18 protein-coding genes and 3 pseudogenes are annotated in these 22,378 nt (G+C 52.4%); 14 read left to right on the forward strand and 7 right to left on the reverse strand.

Translation table 11 applies throughout. From position 1 onward, the window contains the following. Positions 1-153: 153 nt before the first annotated feature. From J7445_RS01710 to rimP, 4 genes and pseudogenes are all read right to left on the reverse strand, one after another. Positions 154-1,127, reverse strand: a pseudogene (locus J7445_RS01710) (IS5 family transposase). A gap of 86 nt (positions 1,128-1,213) precedes the next feature. Next, entirely contained in the window at positions 1,214-4,120 is a 2,907-nt protein-coding gene (infB, locus tag J7445_RS01715; protein ID WP_141752024.1) for a translation initiation factor IF-2, read from the reverse strand. A gap of 11 nt (positions 4,121-4,131) precedes the next feature. Further along, a complete protein-coding gene (gene nusA, locus J7445_RS01720; protein WP_070655131.1) occupies positions 4,132-5,634 on the reverse strand; it encodes a transcription termination factor NusA in 1,503 nt (500 codons plus the stop codon). Positions 5,635-5,659: 25 nt separating this feature from the next. Then, a complete protein-coding gene (gene rimP / locus J7445_RS01725) occupies positions 5,660-6,091 on the reverse strand; it encodes a ribosome maturation factor RimP (RefSeq protein ID WP_070655129.1) in 432 nt (143 codons plus the stop codon). A 354-nt stretch (positions 6,092-6,445) separates the two neighbouring features. Between rimP and serC the strand changes: the two genes are divergently transcribed. From serC to J7445_RS01755, 6 genes are all read left to right on the forward strand, one after another. Further along, positions 6,446-7,552 (forward strand): phosphoserine transaminase, encoded by a 1,107-nt coding sequence (serC, locus tag J7445_RS01730; RefSeq protein ID WP_070655127.1) that lies wholly within the window; start codon positions 6,446-6,448, stop codon positions 7,550-7,552. Between the two features lie 215 nt (positions 7,553-7,767). Then, on the forward strand, positions 7,768-8,325 hold the full coding sequence (locus tag J7445_RS01735) for a nitroreductase family protein (RefSeq protein WP_070655125.1): 558 nt from the start codon (positions 7,768-7,770) through the stop codon (positions 8,323-8,325). 161 nt (positions 8,326-8,486) lie between these two features. Then, positions 8,487-9,263, forward strand: a complete 777-nt coding sequence (locus J7445_RS01740; protein ID WP_209283109.1) for a DeoR/GlpR family DNA-binding transcription regulator — start codon at positions 8,487-8,489, stop codon at positions 9,261-9,263. 109 nt (positions 9,264-9,372) lie between these two features. Continuing rightward, the gene (locus tag J7445_RS01745; RefSeq protein WP_209283110.1) at positions 9,373-11,061 is read left to right on the forward strand and encodes a glutamine--tRNA ligase/YqeY domain fusion protein; all 1,689 of its coding nucleotides are present in this window, start codon (positions 9,373-9,375) and stop codon (positions 11,059-11,061) included. A gap of 74 nt (positions 11,062-11,135) precedes the next feature. Further along, positions 11,136-11,891 (forward strand): BPSS1780 family membrane protein, encoded by a 756-nt coding sequence (locus tag J7445_RS01750; RefSeq protein ID WP_070321059.1) that lies wholly within the window; start codon positions 11,136-11,138, stop codon positions 11,889-11,891. An 81-nt stretch (positions 11,892-11,972) separates the two neighbouring features. Next, the gene (locus J7445_RS01755; RefSeq protein ID WP_107145429.1) at positions 11,973-12,290 is read left to right on the forward strand and encodes a helix-turn-helix domain-containing protein; all 318 of its coding nucleotides are present in this window, start codon (positions 11,973-11,975) and stop codon (positions 12,288-12,290) included. Between the two features lie 4 nt (positions 12,291-12,294). On the opposite strand, the pseudogene J7445_RS01760 reads toward J7445_RS01755, so the two are convergent. After that, positions 12,295-12,405, reverse strand: a pseudogene (locus tag J7445_RS01760) (IS5/IS1182 family transposase); the annotation flags it as partial. On the opposite strand from J7445_RS01760, the pseudogene J7445_RS01765 reads away from it, so the two are divergent. From J7445_RS01765 to J7445_RS01775, 3 genes and pseudogenes are all read left to right on the forward strand, one after another. Then, positions 12,405-13,198 (forward strand): annotated as a pseudogene (locus J7445_RS01765) (IS5 family transposase). The pseudogenes J7445_RS01760 and J7445_RS01765 overlap by 1 nt on opposite strands. 102 nt (positions 13,199-13,300) lie before the next feature. Beyond that, entirely contained in the window at positions 13,301-13,948 is a 648-nt protein-coding gene (locus J7445_RS01770) for an IS3 family transposase (protein WP_244969537.1), read from the forward strand. 102 nt (positions 13,949-14,050) lie between these two features. Continuing rightward, the gene (locus tag J7445_RS01775; RefSeq protein ID WP_107145427.1) at positions 14,051-14,179 is read left to right on the forward strand and encodes an IS3 family transposase; all 129 of its coding nucleotides are present in this window, start codon (positions 14,051-14,053) and stop codon (positions 14,177-14,179) included. Positions 14,180-14,251: 72 nt separating this feature from the next. On the opposite strand, the gene secA is transcribed toward J7445_RS01775, so the two are convergent. After that, entirely contained in the window at positions 14,252-17,005 is a 2,754-nt protein-coding gene (secA, locus tag J7445_RS01780) for a preprotein translocase subunit SecA (protein ID WP_070655907.1), read from the reverse strand. Between the two features lie 157 nt (positions 17,006-17,162). Here secA and J7445_RS01785 point away from each other — a divergent pair, with 157 nt between their 5' ends. The 5 genes from J7445_RS01785 (at position 17,163) to scpB (ending at position 20,617) form a co-directional block, all read left to right on the forward strand. Further along, positions 17,163-17,585 carry a DciA family protein gene (locus tag J7445_RS01785; protein WP_070655909.1) on the forward strand — a complete coding sequence of 141 codons (423 nt, stop codon included), beginning with the start codon at positions 17,163-17,165 and terminating at the stop codon, positions 17,583-17,585. Between the two features lie 290 nt (positions 17,586-17,875). Further along, positions 17,876-18,460 carry an azurin gene (azu, locus tag J7445_RS01790; RefSeq protein ID WP_070655911.1) on the forward strand — a complete coding sequence of 195 codons (585 nt, stop codon included), beginning with the start codon at positions 17,876-17,878 and terminating at the stop codon, positions 18,458-18,460. A 95-nt stretch (positions 18,461-18,555) separates the two neighbouring features. After that, the gene (locus J7445_RS01795) at positions 18,556-19,065 is read left to right on the forward strand and encodes a hemerythrin domain-containing protein (RefSeq protein ID WP_070655913.1); all 510 of its coding nucleotides are present in this window, start codon (positions 18,556-18,558) and stop codon (positions 19,063-19,065) included. 119 nt (positions 19,066-19,184) lie between these two features. Then, the gene (locus J7445_RS01800; RefSeq protein WP_019271537.1) at positions 19,185-19,805 is read left to right on the forward strand and encodes an HI_0552 family protein; all 621 of its coding nucleotides are present in this window, start codon (positions 19,185-19,187) and stop codon (positions 19,803-19,805) included. 200 nt (positions 19,806-20,005) lie between these two features. After that, positions 20,006-20,617 carry an SMC-Scp complex subunit ScpB gene (gene scpB / locus J7445_RS01805; RefSeq protein WP_070655915.1) on the forward strand — a complete coding sequence of 204 codons (612 nt, stop codon included), beginning with the start codon at positions 20,006-20,008 and terminating at the stop codon, positions 20,615-20,617. A 466-nt stretch (positions 20,618-21,083) separates the two neighbouring features. Here the strand turns inward: scpB and J7445_RS01810 are convergent, their stop codons facing one another. Beyond that, on the reverse strand, positions 21,084-22,343 hold the full coding sequence (locus J7445_RS01810) for an RsmB/NOP family class I SAM-dependent RNA methyltransferase (RefSeq protein ID WP_070655917.1): 1,260 nt from the start codon (positions 22,341-22,343) through the stop codon (positions 21,084-21,086). Positions 22,344-22,378: the final 35 nt, after the last annotated feature.

Below are 22,378 nucleotides of genomic sequence, written 5' to 3' on the forward strand. Positions count from 1 at the left end.
ATTTGTTCAGGCTTTCTTGCATATACATATTGAGACCTTTGCAAAAAAGCCCTTCCTCCGGCAAAACCCAAACACAGGTTTTCGGCTATTTTCATGCCAAATACCCCCTTAATCCTCCCCGGATACCTGATAATCAGGCATCCGGGCCGCCTTTTAGGCGGCAACAGGCACACTTAGCCTGTTGGTCGCTTTCAACAGGTTCAAACACATCGCCTTCAGATGGCTTTGCGCACTCACTTTAATCAGTCCGAAATAGGCTGCCCGGGCGTAGCGGAATTTACGGTGCAGCGTACCGAAGCTTTGTTCGACCACATAACGGGTCTTCGACAAATATCGGTTGCGGTGGGCTTTGCGCATAATGCCGTCCAGCAACCGATGCTCTTTCAGATGTTGCCGGTTTTCCTTACTGTCGTAGCCTTTGTCGGCATAGACGGTCGTACCGTCGGCTATACCTTCCAACAAAGGCGACAGGTGGTTGCACTCATGGGTATTGGCGGGGGTGATGTGCAGTTTCTCGATATAGCCTTCCTCATCGGTACGGGTATGTTGTTTGTAACCGAGTCTGTAGAGGCCGTTTTTCTTTGTCCAGCGGGCATCTTTGTCCTTACTCGGTGTGGTTTGGCCGCTGACTTGTCCTTCTTCATCGACTTCTATGGCTTGACGCTGTTTGCTGCCGGCGGTCTGAATAATGGTGGCGTCAATGACGGCGGCAGATGCTTTCTCTATTTTTAGGCCTTTTTCGGTCTGTTGGCAGTTAATCAGTTCCAGCAATTCGGACAGGGTGTCGTCTTGCGCCGCCAGTTGCGGTAGCGGCATAAGGTGCTGTAATCGGGGATGCTCAGTTCGTCAAAACGGCAAAACAGGTTGAAATCGATGCGGGTGATGAGGCTGTGTTCGAGTTCGGGATCGGAGAGGCTGTGCCATTGTCCGAGCAGGACGGCTTTGAACATGGACAACAGGGAATAGGCGGGACGGCCGCGGTGGTCTCGGACGTAACGGGTTTTTTGACGATTCAGGTATTGCTCGATCTGCTGCCAATCAATCACTTGATCCAACTTCAATAGTGGGAAGCGGTCGATGTGTTTGGCAATCATGGCTTGTGCGGTTTGCCGGAAGAAGGTGCTCATGAGAAATCCCCTAAATGTCTTGGTGGGAATTTAGGGGATTTGGGGGAATTTTGCAAAGGTCTCGGCCTTTTATTTACAACTGGAAATTACAGCGAACGGGCAACTTCGACAATGTCGAAGCATTCTAATTGGTCGCCTTCCATAATTTCGTTGTAGCCTTTGATCATCAAGCCGCACTCGAAGCCCATGCGGACTTCTTTGACGTCGTCTTTGTAGCGTTTCAAAGAAGACAGTTCGCCGGTATGGATGACCACGTTGTTGCGGATAAGGCGGATATGCGAATCGCGTTTGACTACGCCGTCGGTAACCATACAGCCTGCGATGTTGCCGACTTTGGATACGCTGATGACCTGACGGATTTCAACCATACCGGTAATCTGCTCTTTCTCTTCCGGCGCCAACATGCCGCTCATGGCTGCTTTGACGTCGTCGATGGCATCGTAAATGATGTTGTAGTAGCGGATTTCCACGTTTTCATTTTCGGCAAGTTTGCGCGAAGACGCATCTGCACGCACGTTAAAGCCGATGATGAACGCGCCTGAAGCGATGGCAAGGTTGACGTCCGATTCGGTAATACCGCCGACGCCGCTGTGCAACACGTTCACTTTCACTTCGTCGGTGGACAGTTTTTTCAGGCTGCCCGCCAAAGCTTCGTAAGAACCTTGTACGTCTGCTTTGATGATGACCGACAAGGATTGGGCTTGGTTTTCGCCCATGTTGTTGAACATATTTTCCAGCTTCGCCGCCTGTTGTTTGGCAAGGCGGACGTCACGGTATTTGCCTTGACGGAAGAGCGCGATTTCACGGGCTTTTTTCTCATCCGCCAACACCATTGCGTCTTCGCCGGCATTCGGTACGTCGGACAAGCCGAGGATTTCGACCGGAATAGACGGGCCGGCTTCGTTGACGGCTTTACCGTTTTCATCAACCATCGCACGGATTTTACCGAACGCGGTACCTGCAAGCAGCATATCACCTTTTTTCAGCGTACCGCTTTGCACCAAAAGGGTGGCGACCGCGCCGCGTCCTTTGTCCAGACGGGCTTCGACGATGATACCTTTGGCAGGCGCATCGACAGGGGCAGTCAGTTCCAATACCTCGGCTTCGAGCAATACGGCTTCGAGCAATGCGTCGATATTGATGCCTTTTTTGGCGGATACGTCGATAAATTGCACATCGCCACCCCATTCGTCAGGCACGACTTCGTGTGCAGTCAACTCTTGGCGGATACGCTCGGGGTTGGCAGCTTCTTTATCGATTTTGTTGACGGCAACCACCATCGGCACGCCCGCTGCTTTGGCGTGGGCAATGGCTTCAATGGTTTGCGGCATCACGCCGTCGTCGGCTGCGACCACGAGAATCACGATGTCGGTTGCTTTCGCACCGCGCGCACGCATGGCGGTAAACGCTTCGTGACCCGGGGTATCCAAGAAGGTAATCACACCACGAGGGGTTTCAACGTGGTATGCGCCGATGTGCTGGGTAATGCCGCCCGCTTCGCCTTGTACCACTTTGGCGCGGCGGATGTAGTCCAGCAGCGAGGTTTTACCGTGGTCGACGTGACCCATGACGGTAACGACCGGCGGACGCGGCAATGCTTCGGCTTCGGCAGCTTCTACGCCTTCATCCAAGAATGCTTCGGGATCGTCGGCGGCGGCAGGTTTACCAATGTGGCCGAGTTCTTCCACCACAATCAGGGCGGTGTCTTGGTCGATGGATTGGTTGATGGTGACCATCATGCCCATTTTCATCAGGGCTTTGACCACTTCCACGCCTTTGACTGCCATTTTGTGCGCCAAATCGGCAACGGTAATGGTTTCGGGAACCAAGACTTCGTGAACGACAGGTTCGGTCGGCGCTTGGAAGGCGTGTTGGTTAGGCTCGAGTTTGAGTTTCTTACCTTTTTTACCGCCGCGTACGCGCTCGTCGTCGCCGTTGCGGGCGTTGCGGTCGCGTCCGCCTTTTCCGCCTTTGCCTTTGGCATTGCGGCCTTGACTGTCATCGTCGCGATTGTGGCGGTCTTCTTTTTTCGCACGCGCAGGGTTGGTGGCTTTGTTGTCGGCAGGCGCTGCCTTGGCTTTTTCAGCAGGTTTGCGTTGTTCACCGGCTTTGGCTTCGGCTGCGGGCTTGGTTTGCTGATCCGCCTGTTGTTTCATGGCTTCACGACGCGCCTGACGCTCTTGTTTTTCTTTCAACAAGGCTTCTTGATGGGCGCGCAAAGCGGCGGCACGGCGCGCTTCTTCATCGCGTTGCGCTTGCTCTTCCGCGCTGACCACAGGTTGCGGAGCGGCTGGAGCAGTGGGTTTTGCCGCTTTTTTCGCGTCTTTGCCTTTATTACCTTTGTCTTGTTTAGGCTTGGCTTTGCCTTCGGCAGGTTTTTCAGACGACCTTTGGGCAGGTTTTTCTTCAGACTGAACTGCTTGTGCAGCAGATTCTGCCGGTTTGTCGTCGGCTTTGCTTTCAGCTGCTTGCGCTTCGGCAGGTTTTTCAGCCGCTTCAACAGGTTTCGCTTCTTCCGCTTTGGCTTTCGGCTCGGCTTTGGCCGCTTTGGCAGCTTTCAGTTTCGCAGCTTCGGCTTCGGCTTTCGCACGCGCTTCGGCACGGGCGGCGGCTTCTGCTTCGGCTTTTGCCTGTTCTTCAGCTTGGTCTTTCGCTTCTGCCTGCTCGGCTTTTTGTGCTTCGGCTACCGCTTTGGCTTTGGCTTCGGCGGCAAGCTCTTCCGGCGAAGGAATCGTTACGGCGCGGCCGCGTTTGCGTTCGACTTTGACGCCGCCTACGGTGCTGACTTCGGTTTTTTTGCGGCGGATGCTGATGGTTCCGCCGTCATTGCCGTTTTTCTTTTTCAGATAGGCGTTCAGCAGTTGCTTGTCGTCCAGCGTCAGGGAATCGCTGCCGCTGTTTTTATTGACGCCTGCTTCTTTCAGTTGTTTCAACAAATCATCGACGGGGCGTTTCAGTTCGGCGGCAAATTGTTCTACGGTTGTGTTACTCATCTGTACCCCCATTAGTTCTCTTCGGTAAACCAGTGTTCGCGGGCAGCAAGAATCACTTTTTTCGCCGCTTCTTCATCTACACCGGTTATTTCAATCAGTTCGTCAACGGCAAGTTCGGCCAGATCGTCGCGGGTGGTTACGCCGGCTTCCGCCAGTTTGCGGAGTATATCGGAATCTATGCCGTCCAGATTGCGCATGTCGTCTGAAACTTCTTCCAGCTTCTCTTCGGACGCAATCGCCATGGTCAGAATCGCATCACGGGCGCGGTTGCGCAGGGTTTCGACGATTTCTTCGTCAAAGCCTTCGATGGCGAGCAATTCGGCGGCAGGAACGTAAGCAACTTCTTCCAGCGTGGCAAAACCTTCTTCCACCAAAATATCGGCGGTTTCGTCGTCTATGTTCAGATGCGCGGTAAAGAGGTCGCGGATGGCTGCGTCTTCGGCAGCAGTGCGTTCGTCCGCTTCTTCGACAGTCATGATGTTCAACTGCCAACCTGTCAAATCGGATGCCAAGCGCACGTTTTGACCGCCGCGGCCGATGGCAAGCGCAAGCTGGTCTTCGGCAACGATCACGTCAACCGCGTGTTTGTCATCGTCAATCACGATGCGGCTGACTTCGGCAGGAGACAGCGCGTTCATCACGAACTCGGCAGTTTCAGACGACCACAGCACCACATCAATGCGCTCGCCTGCCAATTCGTTGCTGACAGCGTTCACACGGGAGCCGCGCACGCCGATACAGGTACCCTGCGGATCGATGCGTTGGTCGTTGGCTTTGACCGCCACTTTCGCACGTTGGCCCGGATCGCGCGCCACTTCGCGGATTTCCAACAAGCCGTCTGCAATTTCAGGCACTTCCATTTCGTACAGCTTCGCAAGGAAATCGCCCGAGGTACGGCTGAGGATAACTTGTTTGCGGCCGGTGTTGCCGATTTCGTCCACACGCAAAAACAGCGCGCGGATACGGTCGCCGCCGCGGAAGTTTTCGCGCGGAATCATTTGTTCGCGCGGAATCAGCGCGTCCAGCTTGCCCGGAACGACTTCGACGATGATGCCGTGGCGCTCTACGCGTTTTACCGTACCGGAAACGATATCTTCTTTAACAGCAAGAAACTCGTTCAAATTTTGCTCGCGCTCGGCATCGCGGATGCGTTGCAGGATGATTTGTTTGGCAGTTTGCGCGGCTTGGCGGCCAAAGCCTTCGTTCGGCAGCGTTTCTTCGTAGTAGTCGCCGATTTGAATGTCGGTACCCGGAATTTCTTCTTGGATTTCTTCGATGGTTTTTTCCAGGTCGGGATAGGTGTAATCCTCGTCGGCAACAATCAGCCAGCGACGGTAAGTATGATATTCGCCAGTATCGCGGTCGATTTCGACGCGCACGTCCATGTGCTCGCGGTCGGCTTTTTTCTTGGCTGCGGTAGAAAGGGCAAATTCCAATGCTTGGAACACCACTTCCGCTTCAACGTTTTTCTCGCTTGCCAACGCTTCGGCAAGTTGCAACATTTCGCGACTCATTTTTTAGAATCTCCAATATCAAGTTTTAAAATTTAAATTCGGGGCGCAGGCGGGCTTTATCGATATTATCTAAGCTGATTTGCGCGGTTTTGCCGTCGAAAGAGAGCGTTACGGTATCGTTTTCACAACCCTCGATGCGGCCGATAAAATTCTTTTGTCCGTCAACCGGCAGGCGGGTTTTGATTTTTGCCTGCTGTCCTGCAAAGCGCACGAAATCGGCGGCTTTTTTCAGCGGGCGGTCAAGGCCGGGGCTGGAAATTTCCAGATTTTTATAATCGATGTCTTCCACCATGAACACGCGGCTCAAATGATTGCTGACGGTCGCGCAGTCTTCGACGGTAATCCCGCCTTCTTTATCGATGAACACGCGCAGCGTGCCTTGCGCAGTCAGCTCGAAATCGACCAGTTCGTAGCCCAAACCCGGCAGGGTTTTTTCGAGAATTGTTTGAATATCCATGAATCTCCCAGAGTACATAAACAAAAAAATGGCCCCGTGGCCATTTTTCGTCAAAATTGAAAAATTGGCTTATTATAACCGCTTTCCACTCAAAAGAAAAGCGTTGATTTATCGCGGCTTTTTTCATACGATCTCATAGAATGAATACGCCTGGCGGCATAAAACCAAGCTTAAAATTGTTGACAAAAACGGTCGTCTGAAAAATTGCCATTAAATCTTACCCATTGATAATCATCATTTTATTTCCAACCTTTCTTTTTCAGACGACCCCATTTCCCTTCCATACGGCTTGCACGAAGCACGCCGTCATTCTAAAATCCAAAGCTGTTATCATCGAAACAAAAAGGCATTGCCATGTCCGCCCGCCCCATCTACAACTTTTCCGCAGGTCCCGCCGTCCTGCCCGAAGCCGTATTGCGTACCGCGCAGCAAGAAATGCTTGACTACAACGGCACAGGCTTCCCCGTCATGGCGATGAGTCACCGCTCGGAAATGTTCCTCAGCATCCTCCATCACGCCGAACAAGACCTGCGCACGCTGCTGAACATTCCTTCCAACTACAAAATCCTGTTCTTGCAAGGCGGCGCGACCACGCAATTCAACATGGTTGCGATGAACTTGGCGCACGGCTTCCCATCCGCCGATGCAGTGGTAACGGGCAACTGGAGCCGCATCGCCTACGAACAAATGAGCCGGCTGACCGATGCCGAAATCCGACTGGCGGCACACGGTGGCGAACAATTCGACTACACCGCCCTGCCGCCTGTCGAAACTTGGGACATAGACAAAAACTCCGCCTTCGTACACTTCGCCATCAACGAAACCGTCAACGGTCTGCAATACCAAACCGTTCCCAAACTTTCAGACGACCTGCCGCCGCTCGTTTGCGATATGTCCAGCGAAATCCTCTCGCGCGAATTTGACGTTTCCGACTACGGGCTGATTTACGCGGGCGCACAAAAAAACATCGGCCCCGCCGGCGCAACCGTCGTCATTATCCGAGAAGACCTGCTCGACCGCTGCCCCGACAGCATTCCCGACGTTTTCAACTACCGTTCCCACATCAACCGCGACGGCATGTACAACACCCCGTCCACCTACGCCATTTATATGTCGGGTTTAGTGTTCCGCTGGCTGCTGACACAAGGCGGCGTGAAAAAAATCGAAGCCGTCAACAACATCAAAGCCCAAACGCTTTATGATGCCATCGACAACAGCGGCGGCTTCTACGTCAACCGAATCCGCCCCGATGCCCGCTCGAAAATGAACGTCGTTTTCCAAACCACCTCAGCCGAACTCGACCGCCGCTTCGTCCTCGAAGCCGAACTGCAGGGTCTGTGCCTGCTCAAAGGCTATAAAACGGTCGGCGGTATGCGCGCCAGCATCTACAACGCCATGCCGCTCGAAGGCGTACAGGCGTTGGCAGACTTTATGTGCGATTTCCAACGGCGTTACGGCTAAGGATTTTATTTCTATATATAAAGGTCGTCTGAAAATTTGCCGCGCTTGTTTTCAGACGACCTTTATATTGGAGGCGGCAGATTAACGGCCTCTATTTATGTAACGATTTTGGCACCTGTCGCATTGCTCTGCCTTTCAGCCGCATTTTCAAACATGGTGTTTCAATTCGCTTTGTGCTATAAAATCCGCTGTTTTAACTGATTCGAAAGAAAAAAATGGACGCTTTACACCTTCTCACCACACGTCGTTCATCTAAAAAACTGACTGCTCCCGCGCCGAACGCAGAGCAACTGGAAGCAATGCTGCAAGCCGCTACGCAGGTTCCCGATCACGGCAATATGCGTCCGTTCCGCTTCACCGTCATTCAAAGCGCGGAAGGATTGCAACGTTTCCGCGAAATTTTGTGCCGGACCGTTACCGAGTTGAATTTTGGCGATGATGTTATGAGAAAGGCCGAGCGGGTGGGCAATATGGCTCCGATGGTTATTGGCGTAACTTTTGCGCCTAATCGCGAAGTGGCGAAGCCCAAACCCGAATGGGAACAGATGTTGAGCGCGGGCTGTGCCGCCTACGGGTTGCAGCTTGCCGCTTCCGCGCAGGGCTTCGACAATGTGTGGATTACGGGAATGTGGGTCAACAGCCCGCTCTTGCGCGAAGCATTCGGTTGTTCGGACAAAGACAAGATTATCGGGCTGATGATGATCGGCTCTCCTGTGGAAGAGGGGGGCGGTGCGAAAAATACCGATTTGGAACAATTCGTAACGACTTGGTAAACGGTTTGCAATATAAACAGGTCGTCTGAAAACCGGGATTCAGGTTTTCAGACGACCTTTGGTTTTGGTAAAAGCCAAATAGACGGCTGCCTTTTCCGACTTCGGGCAAAAGGCGTACAATCCGAATTCAAACGAACCGGAACGAATGGAAACGAATCCAGATGAAACCGAAAATACAGAGACACGAACATATCCTCACGCTCGTGCGCGAGCAACATTTCATGACGGTCGAGCAGCTTGCGGAAGCCTTGGACGTTACCCCGCAGACCATACGCCGCGACATACAGGAGTTGAGCGAAACGCGGCAGTTGAAGCGTTACCACGGCGGGGCGTCGGTCGGCGATATTTCCGGCAGCGCGGCACAAGGCAAGCGCAATCATTGCCAAAATGAAAAAAACGCCATCGCCCGCCTGATTGCCGCCCACATTCCCGACAATTCGTCGCTGTTTATCAGTATAGGCACGACGATGGAAGCTGTTGCTGCCGAGTTGGTCAAGCAGCGCAAAAACCTGCGGATTATCACCAACAATATTTACGTCGCCTCCATCACTTCCGCGCGCACCGACTACACTGTCATCATCACATCCGGCGTCGTGCGCCCTTTGGACGGCGGGATTACGGGCGTGGCGACGGTTGATTTTATCAACCAGTTTAAAGTCGATTATGCCGTCATGAGTACGCACGGCGTGGAAAGCGACGGCTCGTTGTTGGACTACGACTATAAAGAAGTCAGCGTTATGCAGGCGATGATGACCAATGCGCGGGTCAGGTATTTGGGCGTGGATCACAGCAAATTCAACAGCAACGCCTTGGTCAGACTGGGCGACATCGGCTCGTTTGACAAAGTATTTACCGACCGCGCGCCTGAAGCCGCCATGCAGAAGGTTTTGGGCGATGCAGGCGTAGAATGGCTGGTTGCCGAACCTGTGCCGCTTTGAGTGCGCCACTATAACGATAGAGTCAAGTCGGGTACAATAAAGCCCTTTTCAGACGACCTTTTATAGATACGTCGTCTGAAATCCAATCCCTTCCCAATAAAGAACCATTATGCTCAATAAAGACCAATTCGCGGACAACCATTTCATCCGCACCATCATTGAAGAAGACCTTAAAAGCGGCAAACACGAAGCCATCCAAACCCGCTTCCCGCCAGAACCCAACGGCTACCTGCACATCGGCCACGCCAAATCCATCTGCCTGAACTTCGGTTTGGCGTATATTTACGACGGCTTGTGCAACCTGCGTTTCGACGATACCAACCCCGAAAAAGAAAACGACGAATACGTCAACGCCATCAAAGAAGACGTCGAGTGGCTCGGTTTCCATTGGGCGGGCGAGCCGCGTTTCGCTTCCAACTATTTCGACCAGCTTTACGACTACGCCGTCGGTTTAATCAAAGACGGCAAAGCGTATGTCGATGATTTGACGCCCGAAGAAATGCGCGAATACCGCGGCACGCTGACCGAAGCGGGCAAAAACAGCCCTTACCGCGACCGCAGCGTCGAAGAAAACCTCGACCTGTTCACACGCATGAAAAACGGCGAATTCCCCGACGGCAGCAAAACCCTGCGCCTGAAAATCGACATGGCATCAGGCAACATCAATATGCGCGACCCCGTCATCTACCGCATCCGCCGCGCCCATCACCACAACACCGGCGACAAATGGTGCATCTACCCGATGTACGACTACACGCATTGCATTTCCGATGCCATCGAAGGCATCACGCATTCCTTGTGTACGCTCGAATTTGAAGCCCACCGCCCGCTGTACGACTGGGTGTTGGACAACATCCCCGCGCCGCACGCCACCCGTCCTCGCCAATACGAGTTTTCCCGTTTGGAGCTTCTGTATTCCATCACCTCCAAGCGCAAGCTGAACCAACTGGTTTCAGAAGGCCACGTTTCCGGCTGGGACGACCCGCGTATGCCCACCATTTCCGGTATGCGCCGCCGCGGCTACACGCCCGAAGGCCTGCGCCTGTTTGCCAAACGCGCCGGTATTTCCAAATCTGAAAACATCGTCGATATGAGCGTGTTGGAAGGTGCGATTCGTGAAGAGCTGGAAAACTCCGCTCCGCGCCTGATGGCGGTCTTGAACCCGCTCAAAGTGACCCTGACCAACTTTGAAGCCGGCAAAACCCAAAGCCGCCGCGCCGCGTTCCACCCCAATCACGAAGAAATGGGCGAGCGCGAAATCCCTGTGTCCCAAACCATTTACATCGAAGCAGACGACTTTGCCGAAAATCCACCCAAAGGCTTCAAACGCCTGACACTCGGCGGCGAAGTGCGCTTGCGTCACGGCTATGTGATCAAGTGCGACGAAGTAGTCAAAGACGCGGCAGGCAACGTTGTCGAACTCAAATGCAGCATCGACCACGACACCTTGGGCAAAAATCCCGAAGGCAGAAAAGTCAAAGGCGTGATTCACTGGGTTTCCGCCGAACACGCCGCCGAAATCAAAGTCCGCCTGTACGACCGCCTCTTTACCGTCGAGCGTCCCGATGCCGTGCGCGGCGAAGACGGCGAATACCTGCCGTTTACCGATTTCCTCAACCCCGAGTCCGTCAAAGAAATCACCGCCTATGCCGAACCCGCAGCCAAAAACCTGCCCGCCGAAAGCCGTTGGCAGTTCGAGCGTATCGGCTATTTCGTCACCGACCGCAAAGACCACAGCAAAGACACGCCGGTGTTTAACCGCACGGTAACGCTGAAAGATTCTTGGCAGGCAAAATAATTGGTAAGAAGGCAGTCAGTATGCACTGGCTGCCTTTATTGTGTTTAAATTTTTGATTTTATAATAGGAATTTTATGGAAAACCAAATACCCACTTCACAGGAAGTTCGATATCACGAACCCAAACGCCTTCCTGCTTCTGCAGGCATCAAGTGGATTACCGACGCTTTCGGTATTTTCAAACTTCATCCGTGGAAATGGATAGGCGTATTATTGGCCTATATGATCGTAGGCTTTGTGGTTTCTATTATTGACTTACTAGGAATTAATGCGCTTTCTAGTTTAAAAGGTATTGTATTCAGCTGGGTGGGTTCATGCTTAGTAGGCGGAGCTATGTATGTTGCTAACAATATCAATAATGGAAAAGCATTTGATGTGAAAGATTTTTTTATTGTTTTTTTAGATAAAAAAATGAGTTTTTTCATTTTATTGTTACTTCAGGTGCTGTTCAGTATAGCTGTTAGTTTGCTTATCATTCCGCTATATTTTGCAGGTCATTGGGCAATGATGATAGGTGTTGTATTGATTGTTATTGTCCTTTTGTCTATATTTTTATTAACCCCCGCTTTGATTGTTTTAGATGGTCTGAAGCCATGGGAGGCTATTAAAGCTAATGTTAAAGCGGCTATGTGTAATATTCCTGCAATATTAGTTTATGTTGTAGGTGTGGCTCTCTATTCTTTTATGTGGGGCGTATTAGGCAGCATGTTAGGCCAGTGGATTATCATGATCATACTTTTACTATTCCTACCTGTCAGCGCAGTTTTACTGCTGTCCCCTTATATTGCTTACCGCAGTATTTACCCTAATGGTCGTATTGTAAAATCCTAAGTGGATAAAGGCCGTCTGAAACATTTGAACTGCACCCCAAAAGTTGGACATCCCCTCCAACTCACAAGGTGCAGTTTTTTTATGAGCAAATATACATTACACTTCAAATACCAAGCCGTACTCCACTACCTGCATATACGCAGCCAACAACGTACCGCAGACCACTACGGCATTTCCCGAACCCACCTGAGACGATGGATACGCGCCTATCAAGAAGGCGGTATCGGCGCACTCGAACATCCCCAATCCAAAACCATGCCCCAACACCGCAAAAACCCCTTCATCGCAGATAAACCCGACCAAGAAAAAACGCAGGCAGAGCTTATCGAAGAGTTGTGCTATATGCGCGCAGAGGTCGCCTACCTAAGAACGTGTTCATTGTCTCAGCCTCTGCTGTAAACTATAGTGGATTAACTTTAAACCAGTACGGCGTTGCCTCGCCTTGCCGTACTATTTGTAATGTCTGCGGCTTTGTCGCCTTGTCCTGATTTAAATTTAATCCACTATATCGGCATGAACAGAAAAACCTACCCAAGCGATATCAGTCGCGAGCAATTTGCGCCTCTCCTTCCCCTGTTGGAAAGTGCCCGTAAACGCACAGCGCCACGCCAGGTGGACTTGTACGATGTCTTTTGTGCCATTCTCTACCTGCAACACACTGGCTGCTCCTGGCGCGCTTTGCCGGGCGACTTCCCCAAATGGCGCACCGTGCATTCCTACTTCCAGAGATGGACCGAACCACGCGAGAGTGACATCAGCATCCTTGAGGAAGCATTAAAAAAATCAGGTAGTTGCGGAGCGCCACAAGCAGGGGCGCCATGAAGCAACTACTTTCCTGATTATTGATGCGCAGAGTGTGAAGAACACGGATACCGCCATGGAAAAAGGCTACAATGCGGGCAAGAAGGTTAGCGGTATCAAGCGACATATAGCGGTTTACACGCAAGGTTTGCCGCATGCCCTTGCGGTAACGACGGCGGATGTTACGGATAGAAAAGGCTGCCTGGTGGCATTGGAACGTGGGCGGGATAATCTTGGTGCGATACAAAAAATCCTTGCTGACGGTGGTTACACGGGTAAAGGCATTTGCTTCGTCGGTACAGGAGTTGATTGGTGCGGAGGTAGAGATTGCCAAACGAAACGAATTGCACCGTTTTGCAGTATTGCCGAAGCGATGGGTAGTAGAGCGCAGCTTTTCCTGGTTGGAAAAGAACAGGCGGCTTTGGAAAAACTGCGAGCGTAAGTTGAGTACCAGTCTGCAAATGGTAGCTTTGGCTTTCTTGGGAGTCCTGCTACGAAGACTATGAACACGCTCTAAAGGAGTTAAAAGCCCTCAGCCAAAAGCGGACCGCAAAGGACAAAGCCAAACCGTCCAAACACTGAGGGCGCAACACCCGCTCAAATACCTGCTGCACATCGCAAACCTACCCAAAAGCAGCTTTTACTACCACCACCAAGACCGACCCGACCCCGATGAAGCCGACAAAGCCCTCCTTGTCGAAACCTACCGGCGGCATAAAGGACGCTACGGACAAAGGCGCATTGCCGCCGCATTAGATTGGAACCGCAAAAAAGTGGCGCGGCTGATGAAGCAGTTGGAACTGAAAGCCCTCATACGGGCGAAAAAAGCCTACCGCCATCCCGCCATGGGCGAGATATCGGAACACCTCCTCAAACGCCGGTTCAAAGCCCGAAAGCCCAACGAAAAATGGCTGACCGACGTTACCGAACTTAAAGGGAAGGACGGCAAACTGTACCTCTCGCCAATCTTGGACTTGTTCAACCGCGAGATCGTCGCCTACGCCATGAGCCGCAGAGCCGACAGCGAAATGGTGAAGGAAATGCTCGAAAAAGCCGCACCCCGTCTGACTGATAAAGGAACGATGCTGCATTCGGACCAAGGTGTGCTGTACCGTACGGCGGGGTATAGGGAATTGCTTGCGGAGCATTCCATGGTTCAAAGCATGTCGCGAAAGGCGAACTGTTGGGACAATGCGTCGATGGAAAGCTTCTTTGCGGTGTTGAAGACGGAGTGTTTCTATAGTGGATTAAAATAAAAATGAGACAAGGCGGCAACGCCCGCCGTGTACAGGTAGTACATAAGGGCGTTGGCAACGCCGTATCATTGCAATTTTAATCCACTATATAACGCAGGTGAATTGACGGTAGATGAATTGATGAAGCAGATAGATGACTATATGGATTACTACAACCGGGAGCGTTGCAGTTTGAAATTGAAAAAGCTGAGTCCTGTCGCATACAGAACCCAGCTTGCACAGAGCGCCTGAATAGGCTTTTATGAGTGTCCAAGATTTGGGGGCCAGTTCAAAGTTTCAGACGACCTTTTGTTTAAGCTGTCATCAGCTTAGTTTGCCGTGGCATTGTTTGTATTTCAGGCCGCTTCCGCAAGGGCAGGGGTCGTTGCGGTGGACGATACGGCCTTGGGCGGTCAGCGCTTCGGGGCTAAAATCCGTTCCATCGGGGTCGAAAGCTTCGGTAACCAAATTAGTTTGGGATTGTCCGAGCAGTTCTTCCATGTCGGGCGCTTCGGAGTGGATGGTTTGGATGCCGACGGGTGCGGGTTCGGCAATTTCTTCTACGTCGGTGTTGCGCTCGATTTGGACGGAGGCTAAGAGGGAAGCGGTTTGATGCTTGATACCGCGCCACAGGTTTTCAAACATGGCGAAGGCTTCGCGTTTGTATTCCTGTTTCGGATTTTTCTGGGCATAACTGCGCAGGTGGATGCCTTGGCGTAGGTAGTCCATGGCGGCAAGGTGTTCGCGCCATTGCAGGTCGATGACTTGCAGCATGACGTTGCGTTCGAAATCCGCCATCGGTTTTTTACCGACAAGCTCGACTTTTGCCGCGTATTCTTCTTCCACACGTTTAATCAGACGCTCTTTGATGTCCTGATTGTCCAAAGTGCTGTCTGCTTTGAGCCATGCTTGGATGTCTTCGTTCAGGCGGAATTCGGCGGCAAGCTGGCTTTCGAGCCCAGGGATGTCCCATTGCTCTTCCATGCTGTCGGGCGGTATGTACAAATCGACCAAATCGCTGATGACTTCTTCGCGGATGCGTTTGGTCAGGTCGCTGACGTCTTTGCTGTTGAGGATTTCGTTGCGTTGGTGGTAGATGACTTTACGTTGGTCGTTGGCAACGTCGTCGTATTCCAATACTTGTTTGCGCATGTCGAAGTTGCGGCCTTCGACTTTGCGTTGCGCGCCTTCGATTTGGCGGGTTAGCATGCCGTGTTCGATGGCGATACCGCGTTCGGGAGCGAGGCGGTTGAGGATGGCGGCGGCGCGGTCGAGCGCGAAGAGGCGCAGCAGCGGGTCTTCAAAAGAGAGGTAGAAGCGGCTGGAGCCTGGGTCGCCCTGACGGCCTGCGCGTCCGCGCAATTGGTTGTCGATGCGGCGGCTTTCGTGGCGTTCTGTACCGATGATGTGCAGGCCGCCTGCTGCGACCACTTGGTCGTGTTCTGCCTGCCAGCCGTTTTCAAGGGCGGCGATTTGTGCGGTTTTTTCTTCGTCGCTCAGGTTTTCGTTGGACTGGATGGCTTCGATTTGGTGCTTGAGGTTGCCGCCTAGGACGATGTCGGTACCGCGCCCCGCCATGTTGGTGGCGACGGTAATGGCGCCGACTTTACCGGCTTGGGCGACAATCAGGGCTTCGCGTTCGTGTTCTTTGGCGTTAAGGACGTTGTGCGGCAGTCCGGCTTTTTGCAGAAGACGGGAAACCAGCTCGGAGTTTTCGATGCTGGTGGTACCGACGAGGACGGGCTGCCCGCGTTTGTGGCATTCTTCGATGTCTTTGACGACGGCTTCGAATTTTTCTTCGGCAGAACGGAAAATCTGGTCGTTGAAGTCTTTACGCTGTACGGGGCGGTTGGTCGGGATGATGACGGTTTCGAGGTTGTAGATGCTTTGAAACTCGAAAGCTTCGGTATCGGCAGTACCGGTCATGCCGGAGAGCTTGGTATACAGGCGGAAATAGTTTTGGAAGGTGATGGAGGCGAGGGTTTGGTTTTCGCGTTTGATTTCCACGCCTTCTTTGGCTTCGACGGCTTGGTGCAGACCTTCGGACCAGCGGCGGCCGGACATCAGACGACCTGTAAATTCGTCCACGATGACGATTTCGCCGTCTTGGATGACGTAGTGTTGGTCTTTGTGGAACAACGTATGCGCGCGCAATGCTGCCATGAGGTGGTGCATCAGGGCGATGTTGGCGGCGGAGTAGAGGGAGTCGTTTTCTTGCAGCAAGCCCATTTGAATCAGGATTTGCTCGGCGTGTTCGTGACCCGCTTCGCTCAAGATGACTTGGTGTGCTTTTTCATCAACCCAGTAATCGCCTTCGCCTTCTTCGGTTTCTTGACGGATGAGGTGCGCGGGAAGGCTGTTCATGATTTGGTACAGCTGGATGTTGTCATCCGCCTGACCGGAGATAATCAGCGGGGTACGCGCTTCGTCGATCAAAATGGAGTCCACTTCGTCCACTACGGCAAAATTCAATTCGCGCTGAACTTTGTCGTATTGGTCGGTTACCATATTGTCGCGCAGATAGTCGAAACCGAATTCGTTGTTGGTACCGTAGGTGATGTCGGAGCCGTAGGCGTTTTGACGGTCAAACGGCTGCATATCGGCGATGATGACGCCGACGGTTAAGCCAAGGAAGTTGTAGAGCGGCGCCATAATGCCCGCGTCGCGCGAGGCAAGATAGTCGTTGACGGTAACGACGTGCACGCCTTTGCCGGACAGGGCGTTGAGATAGACGGCAAGGGTGGCGACCAAGGTTTTACCTTCACCGGTACGCATTTCGGCGATTTTGCCGTCGTGCAGCACCATGCCGCCGATAAGCTGGACGTCGAAGTGGCGCATACCGAGTACGCGGCGGGACGCTTCGCGGCAGACGGCGAAGGCTTCGACCAAGATGTCGTCCAAAGTCTGACCGTTGGCGAGGCGTTGTTTGAATTCGGCTGTTTTAGCCTGTAAATCCGCATCGCTCAAGGCTTTCATTTGTTCTTCGAGTGCGTTGATTTTGGCAACGGATTTACGGTATTGTTTGAGCAGCCGGTCATTGCGGCTGCCGAAGATTTTCTTAGCAATGTTTGTCAGCATGAAATAGTTCCTGCGCCTGATATAAAATAATGGCGAAACGGGGATTTTAACACAAGCCTCGCGGCAAGGCAGTCATGCCGTTTGAAATAAAGGCAGTTTTACCGGATTTCAATCTTGATAATACAACCGTACACTTTGAAAAGGTCGTCTGAAACATATGAATTTGGAACAATTGGGCAAGCGGGATGCGCGGTTGGCAGGTTTGTTGCAGCAATCGCAACAATGGCGCAGGCTGGATGCGGCAGTCAAACGCATCCTCCCTGCAAACCTCCATCCACACTTTCAAACCGCCTGCATCGAAGAGGGCAGGCTGGTGTTACTGGCGGCAAACGGCATGGCTGCCTCGCGACTGAAAATGATATTGCCCGCGCTTGTGCCACAGCTTCAGGAATTGAACGCGGGGATTCAAGATGTAGCAGTCAAGGTTGTGCCGAAGCCTCCGGCGCAACCCAAGGTCAACAGCCTGCATTTGAGTGGGGCGGCATTGGAGAGTTTTGATGCGGCGGCGGCAAAATTGGAAGACAAGCATCCTGAATTGGCTGCCGCGCTGGCGGAGTTGGTGCGCAAATACAGCCGCTGATTTGGAATAGTTGCGAGATTTGTTAATTAGAGTTAAAAAATATTTCATCTGGCCGATAAGGTCTAATACTAAAGAAATACGACATAAACAGTAGTTATTCTCATCTGTGTAAACTGAGGTAAAATAGCCGTCGAGCTTTGGATTTGTTCGATTTCTTGTAGCAGAATACGGTTTCATTTCTATCCTTCTTTCTCTTGCGAATATCAAAACCGATATCGGTTTATTAATATATTCGCAGGTTTTATTTTGTGGAACTTAACATATTCTCACCATATCATTAGGAGATATACATGAAAGCTTATCTGGCTCTGATTTCCGCTGCCGTCATCGGCTTGTCCGCTTGTTCGCAAGAGGCTTCAAAACCTGCCGAACCCGCCGCTCCGACTGCATCTGCTGCTTCTGAAGCCGCACCTGCTCCTGCAGAAAGCACACCTCCTGCCGACGCACCTGCTTCCGAAGCCGCATCTACGGCTGCCGCACCTGCCGCAGGCAACTGCGCGGCTACCGTTGAATCCAACGACAACATGCAGTTCAACACTAAAGACATTCAAATCAGCAAAGCTTGTAAAGAATTCACCATCACCCTGAAACACACCGGTACCCAACCTAAATCAGGCATGGGTCACAATATCGTGATTTCCAAAGCGGAAGACATGGATGGCGTATTGAAAGACGGCGCCTCTGCCGGTGCTGAAGCCGACTATGTAAAAGCCGGTGATGCCCGTGTCGTCGGTCATACCAAATTGATTGGCGGCGGCGAAGAGACTTCTGTAACCGTTGATCCTGCCAAACTGGCAGACGGCAGCTACAAATTCTACTGCTCATTCCCAGGACACGGCGCTTTGATGAAAGGCGACGTTACTTTGGTGAACTAAGCCGCCTTAAGCGTCCGAATACAGACAGCCTGCTTTATGCAGGCTGTTTTGTTATAAAATGGTCGTCTGAAAAGTATCCCGTCGAGAACACAACCATGAATCCGTTTGAAACTAAAAGCGTTACCTTTGCTGAACCGATAGAAATGCTGTATGCCTGCCACGGCAAAGTGCGCCGTTTCTGCGGCCAGGTCGCCATGCTGTCGGACTACATCGCCGAAAACGGCTGCAATCAGATTGTTTTGCAAACCATCCGCCAAATCGCCCAATATTTCAACGTCGCCGCGCCGCTGCACCATGAAGACGAAGAAGAAAACTTCTTCCCGCTGCTGCTGCAATACGCGCCGCAAGCCAAAGAAAGCGTGAACGAGCTTTTGCGCCAACATGTGAGCCTGCATGGCAACTGGGATGCCGTGGCTGCCGAATTTGCCAAACTCGAAGCAGACAACGCCTATATCCCCGATGCGGAAGCGTTCAAACGCTTTGTGGCGGGTTACGATGTGCATCTGGCGATTGAAGAACCCTTGTTCGACATGGGCAAAACGTTTATCCCCAAAGAGAAACTGACCGAAATCGGCGAAATCATGGCGGCGCGCCGGCGCAGATAAGGCCGTTTACAGATTGCCGTTTCTTCAAACAAAGGCCGTCTGAAAACTTGAAAACAGATTTTCAGACGACCTCAATATCACCCGTAACACAACCACGTCGTCTGAAAAGGAAGCAAACCATGCTGACGCCAAAAAGCTGCGATTTGTTCAATATCCCGTTTTTCCAGTTTGCCCAGCTCAAAAAATACCAGCCCGAAAGCATTCCGCAAATCAAAGCCGACTACAAGGAAAACTGGCAGATATGGCAGCAACTGATACAGCAGGTCGCCGCAGATTTGGGCGAACCTTTCGCCCCGCCGCATATCGAACGCTGGTGTAACGGCTGGCAGGTTCGCGCCCATTTCTTCGCCTATTTCAAATACGCCCAATACAAAAACTCCGCCGCCATCCTGTCGATATTGCTCAACCGCCGCCGTCTGAGCGTCAGCTTGGACTGGCACTGCTACAAAGCCGACGTATCGCCGATTGCGCTGCCGGAATACAACCGCTGGCTGGACAATTTCGATACCGAAAAATACGCCGCATTCGATATGTGGCACGGCGCGGAAAGCGAATACGACGACTACCGCACCGTCGCACAACAAAGCGAATCCGACCGAAGGTTGCAAAACGACGAAGACTTTTTCTGCATCGGCAAACACATTGAACGCGACGATTTGGGCAAGCAGGATGTAGCGAAATGGATAGCCGAAACGGTGGAAGATTTGCTGCCGCTTTATGAAGCCTGTCATGGCGGATAAAGACGGTTTCTGTCCGAATGTGCCGTAGGTTAAAATAGGAAAAACGCACATCGTCATTCCCGCTCCGATGAGAGGCCGAAACAGGTACTTCATTTAAATTTGCCCTGTCAAACATATCCTGCTGTTTCCGTTTTTCAGACGACCTTTAAGCACTTGGCGGTCGTCTGAAAACTTGTTATATCGAGCAACAATCTTAAATTATGAACGAAAAACTCCCTCCCGACGCGCTCATCGAAGCCGCGCTTTTGACCCAAACCGAACCCTTAAACGAAAAATCCATGCGCGAATTGTGTGTGCCGCCGCTGTCGCAGGACAAATTAATCGATGTATTGGCGCAGTTGAAAACACGTTGGCAGGGCAGGGCGTTGCAACTGGTGCATACGCACGAGGGCTGGCGGTTTCAGATTGCTCAGGCGGCATTCGAGCGGCTGGGCAGCCTTCAGGAGCAGCGTGCGCCGCGCTATTCCCGCGCCGTAATGGAAACGCTGGCGATTATTGCCTACCAGCAGCCGGTTACGCGAGGCGACATTGAGGGCATACGCGGCGTGGCAGTGTCGCAGAACGTGATGCAGACTTTGCAGGACAGAGGCTGGATTGAAGTGATCGGGCATCGTGATTCGATCGGGCGGCCTGCATTGTGGGCGACGACGGAAACATTTTTGAGCGATTTGCAGTTGGATAGTTTGGAAGAGCTGCCGCCACTGACGGAATTAGGCGAATTGGTGTTGCCCGATTTGGTGGAAACGCCGCCGACGGGCGATGAGGAAGGACCTGCGGAAAAGTCTGAAAATGCGGGCAGGTTGGTCAACTGAATTGAGAGGGGGTTGTCTGAAAGGGTTTTCAGACGACCTTTCGTGTTTTGGGCGTTGCTTTGCCGTTTGCAGGTCGGGCATGAATGCCGACCTGAGATATTGGTTTTTAATACGACATCCGTCATCGTCGTCAGCCGTCATTCCCGCGCAGGCGGGAATCCATTTTTGAAATTCAGAAACTGTTTTTCAAATCAAGGTTTCTCAAGTTTTACGATGGATTCCCGCCTGTGCGGGAATGACGGAATTGAACGACATGCTGTATTCAAAGTTAATTATGTTTGCGATAGCCGCAACATGTAGCGTAGTTTTCCCGCGAAAATACTTGATTGTCCGATTCCAAATTTGCTTGGCTGATTTTGCAGGCAAAGTTCAAGCTGCGGCGTGGTGGGATTGTGAAAGGTCGTCTGAAAAACCTGATTCGGGTTTTTCAGACGACCTTTCGTGTGTTTACGCCTTGTTTGAATATTTATTCCTTGCGTTGCAAAACGGCGGCGAAGAATCCGTCGGTTTGGTGTTTTGCCGAATCAAGGCGCAGGTATTTGCCGGTGTTCAAATCAATTTTCAAAGCGGCGAGCAGCTCGGCGCAGTCGAGGAGTTCGTATTCCGGGTGTTCTTTCAAAAAGCGTTCGACCTGCATTTCGTTTTCTTCGGGCAACACGCTGCAAGTGGCGTAAACCAGCCTGCCTTGCGGTTTGACCAGTTTGGCGGCGGCATCGAGGATGCTGTGTTGCTGCTCCAAAAGTTTGGCGACGGTTTCGGGCGACTGGCGGTATTTGAGGTCGGGGTTGCGGCGCAGCGTGCCTAAGCCGGAGCAGGGGGCATCGACCAAAACGCGGTCGGCTTTGCCGGTGAGGCGGGCGATGCGGCTGTCGTGTTCGCTGCTGATGCGTTCGGGGTGGATGTTGGTCAGTCCGGCGCGGGTCATGCGGGGCTTGAGGTTGGCAAGGCGTTTTTCGGCGATGTCGAAGGCGTATATTCTGCCTTTGTTTGCCATTTGTGCGCCGACGGCGAGGGTTTTGCCGCCTGCGCCGGCGCAGAAATCGACGATGATTTCGCCGCGTTTGGCACCGACAAGCAGGGCGAGGAACTGGCTGCCTTCGTCTTGGACTTCAAGCGTGCCGTCTAAAAACAATTCGTGTTTGTTGAGGGCGATTTTGTTTTTCAGGCGGATGCCCCAAGGGGAATAGGGCGTGGCTTCTGCATCGGGGTTTTCGGCTTGAAGCAGCGGCAGCACTTTGTCGCGTCTGCCTTTGAGCGTGTTGACGCGGATGTCGAGCGGCGCGGCTTGGTTGATGCTGCGGCCGAAGGCGAGGATTTCTTCGTCGCTAAAATGTTTTTGCAGTTGCGCCACCAGCCATTGCGGCAATTCGGCGGCGGTATGGAGGTCGTCTGAAAATTCGGTTTTGCGCGCTTTCAGGCTGCTGAGGAACTCGGTTTCTTCTTCGTCGAGCAGGTCTTTGATTTGGCTGATGTTTATGCTTCTGCCGAGGACGAGTGCGGCAAGCGCGGCTTTGCGCGGCTGGGCATGCGGACGGCGCAGGACGGCACTGATTTTTTGATAATGGCGCAGGGCGGCGAAGGCGGTTTCGGCAATTTCGTGGCGGTCTTGCCTGCCGAGTTTTTTGTGTTCTCGGAAGTAGCCGGACAAAACGGCATCGGCAGGCTGTTTGAAGGTCAGCATGTCAGCCAGGACTTTGGCGGTGTGGTCGAGTTGGATCGGGGTCATGGTGGGTTCGCAATCGGGGAAAAGGCTTGGATTAT

Source organism: Neisseria sicca, assembly GCF_017753665.1.
Taxonomy (GTDB): Bacteria; Pseudomonadota; Gammaproteobacteria; order Burkholderiales; family Neisseriaceae; genus Neisseria; species Neisseria flava.

Coding starts and splice junctions, on each gene's coding strand:
- infB (WP_141752024.1), bottom strand. CDS start 4,120: ATGAGTAACACAACCGTAGAACAATTTGCCGCCGAACTGAAACGCCCC.
- nusA (WP_070655131.1), bottom strand. CDS start 5,634: ATGAGTCGCGAAATGTTGCAACTTGCCGAAGCGTTGGCAAGCGAGAAA.
- rimP (WP_070655129.1), bottom strand. CDS start 6,091: ATGGATATTCAAACAATTCTCGAAAAAACCCTGCCGGGTTTGGGCTAC.
- serC (WP_070655127.1), top strand. CDS start 6,446: ATGTCCGCCCGCCCCATCTACAACTTTTCCGCAGGTCCCGCCGTCCTG.
- J7445_RS01735 (WP_070655125.1), top strand. CDS start 7,768: ATGGACGCTTTACACCTTCTCACCACACGTCGTTCATCTAAAAAACTG.
- J7445_RS01740 (WP_209283109.1), top strand. CDS start 8,487: ATGAAACCGAAAATACAGAGACACGAACATATCCTCACGCTCGTGCGC.
- J7445_RS01745 (WP_209283110.1), top strand. CDS start 9,373: ATGCTCAATAAAGACCAATTCGCGGACAACCATTTCATCCGCACCATC.
- J7445_RS01750 (WP_070321059.1), top strand. CDS start 11,136: ATGGAAAACCAAATACCCACTTCACAGGAAGTTCGATATCACGAACCC.
- J7445_RS01755 (WP_107145429.1), top strand. CDS start 11,973: ATGAGCAAATATACATTACACTTCAAATACCAAGCCGTACTCCACTAC.
- secA (WP_070655907.1), bottom strand. CDS start 17,005: ATGCTGACAAACATTGCTAAGAAAATCTTCGGCAGCCGCAATGACCGG.
- J7445_RS01785 (WP_070655909.1), top strand. CDS start 17,163: ATGAATTTGGAACAATTGGGCAAGCGGGATGCGCGGTTGGCAGGTTTG.
- azu (WP_070655911.1), top strand. CDS start 17,876: ATGAAAGCTTATCTGGCTCTGATTTCCGCTGCCGTCATCGGCTTGTCC.
- J7445_RS01795 (WP_070655913.1), top strand. CDS start 18,556: ATGAATCCGTTTGAAACTAAAAGCGTTACCTTTGCTGAACCGATAGAA.
- J7445_RS01800 (WP_019271537.1), top strand. CDS start 19,185: ATGCTGACGCCAAAAAGCTGCGATTTGTTCAATATCCCGTTTTTCCAG.
- scpB (WP_070655915.1), top strand. CDS start 20,006: ATGAACGAAAAACTCCCTCCCGACGCGCTCATCGAAGCCGCGCTTTTG.
- J7445_RS01810 (WP_070655917.1), bottom strand. CDS start 22,343: ATGACCCCGATCCAACTCGACCACACCGCCAAAGTCCTGGCTGACATG.